Below are 2047 nucleotides of genomic sequence, written 5' to 3'. Positions count from 1 at the left end.
GTATTCGCCTAATCATAAGACAGAGGATTACTACACTTCTCTAATAGAGGGGGCAAAGGCACGATATGGAGTGACGACCGACGAGGAGTGTATAGATAGGATATTCGCCGTGGCGAATGCCATAAGAGGGGTAAGCAGGGAAGATTTCGAGAAAGAGGTGAACAATTGGTATTATCTTAGAGTTGAAGGGGTTGGGGAATTCTACTACGAGCCAAAAACAAAATTTCTCGAAAAAATCGCCGTAAGAGCAGAATAGCGTTTTTCTGCAATGCCCTGTGGCGGTGCGCAGGGCGGTAGTGTGCGCCGGAGTTTGACACTTTTGGATGTACGATCCCTGTGATTTTAGTTGGTCCGGATTTTGGAGTAGGGGGTTTTTACAGTCCACGACAGCTTCATTACACGGAGTGGGGGATCCGGGGCAGCCCCGGGGTCCGCAGACCGGAACAGAAGCGGTTTATAGGGCGCTTACCCCGAAACACCCAACGCCAGGCGGCCTATCCGTCGGCGCCGTTCCCGGTCCCCGGAAACAGGATCACCTCGGCACCGGGTTCGATTCCGGCCAGGGTCAAAATGCGGCGTTCCACCTTCTCCATGGCGTCCCGCAGGCGTTCGGGGGTCAGACGCAGATACCCGGCGGTCACGTCTTCCCGGGGTAGGGCGTGGTTCAGAAGGGCCTTCACGGCGTAGCTCGAAAGGTCCAGGCTTTCGGCCACCGTGGCGAAGGTGCGCCGGAGGTCGTGAAGGGTGAAGGTCACGCCCGAAGCCTTCTGGATCCGGCCCAGGGCATAGCGCACGTTCTCGAACCGTTCGTTCTGGCGCCGCCGGTCCGTGGTCGCGCGCTCGGAGAACACCCAGGGGTCGCCGGCCGTCTCCCGGCGGCGCTTCAGGACCTCCCAGAGGTACGGACCCAGGGGGAGCACGTGGTCCCGCCGGGCCTTCGTGTCCCGAAACGTCACTTTCCCCCCCAAGAGATCCACCTGGTCCCAGGTGAGATTCGTGGCCTCGGACCGGCGGCACCCGGTCAGGAGCACGAACCGTAAGAAGTCGCGGGCCACCGGGTCGGGGTCGGCCAGCACGGCCTCGAACCACGGCCCGAGTTCGTGGGGTTCGATCACGGTCCGGCGCGGTTGGAGTTTCTTCCAGGCGCGGGCGGCTGAGAGCACCTTCACCGGGTTTTCCCGGAGCACCGGTTCTCCGGCGGGGGTGCGCCACGCGGCTCGCACGAACCCGAGAACGGCCCGGAGGTAGCGGAAGGCGCGGTTCGCCTCCCCGGGCGCCCGGGCGGAAACCATCTTGTAGCGCTTGCGGATATCGTCAGGCCGAAGGTCGGTCACCCGGCGGCCCATCCAGTCCCCGAAGTTCCGGTTCAGCGTCTTGGTCACGTCCCGGCGGGTTCGTTCCTTGAGGTCGCGGGTTTCCAGGTAGTCGGCCACGGCGTCGGCCAGGGTGCGGGCTTCCAGTTCCGCGGCTTTCGTCTTCGCATCGGGGTCCTCGCCCTCGGCAAGTTCCCCGGCGCGTTTCTCGGCCAGTTTCCGGGCCTGGTCGACGGTGAGGTCACCGAAGCGGCCGAGTGCCCAGCGCTTCGTTTTCGGGCGCCCGTCCGCGCCCCGAAAACGGCGCTCGAACACGAACGTCACCGTGCCGGAGGCTGCCACCCGCACGCCGAAGCCTCGTTGCTCGGTATCCCGCAGGAAGAGGTCGTCTTCTCCCGGTTCGGGCACGCGAACCGACACACCGTGCACCCTGAGGGTTCCGGCGTTGAGTGCGTCGAGGGTGCGCTTCGTGATTTTCACCTTCGGAACTTTGGTCGGCTTGGGCATGGCAACCCCTCCGGTGCCGCGTAGATTCCTCGTAGATTCACGGGAGAGCAAACCATAGGGAGCCGGCGCAGTCAACAGAAAGGGTTGGTGCTCCTAAGATATTGTGTTGACAGCATAATATGGTAGTTGATCGTAACGGGCGGGAAGGGGCAGCAAGAGCCGATGGAAGGACTTCGAATCCGTAGGTCGGGGGTTCGAATCCCTCCGGGCGTGCCATTCGCGAAGGA

At 62.7% G+C, this 2047-nt stretch carries 2 protein-coding genes; one reads left to right on the top strand and one right to left on the bottom strand.

Features of this window, described 5'->3' with window-relative positions:
- Window positions 1-256 (top strand): hypothetical protein (locus tag ACYQ8L_RS18375; protein ID WP_459943273.1); only part of this gene is annotated, 256 nt, incomplete at its 5' end.
- 238 nt (window positions 257-494) lie between these two features.
- Here the strand turns inward: ACYQ8L_RS18375 and ACYQ8L_RS18370 are convergent.
- Entirely contained in the window at window positions 495-1820 is a 1326-nt protein-coding gene (locus tag ACYQ8L_RS18370; RefSeq protein ID WP_459943272.1) for a tyrosine-type recombinase/integrase, read from the bottom strand.
- Window positions 1821-2047 lie beyond the last annotated feature (227 nt).

Source organism: Deferrisoma palaeochoriense (genome assembly GCF_054656955.1).
Note: the sequence above shows the minus strand (reverse complement) of the source record. Positions and strands in the feature narration are given on the sequence as shown.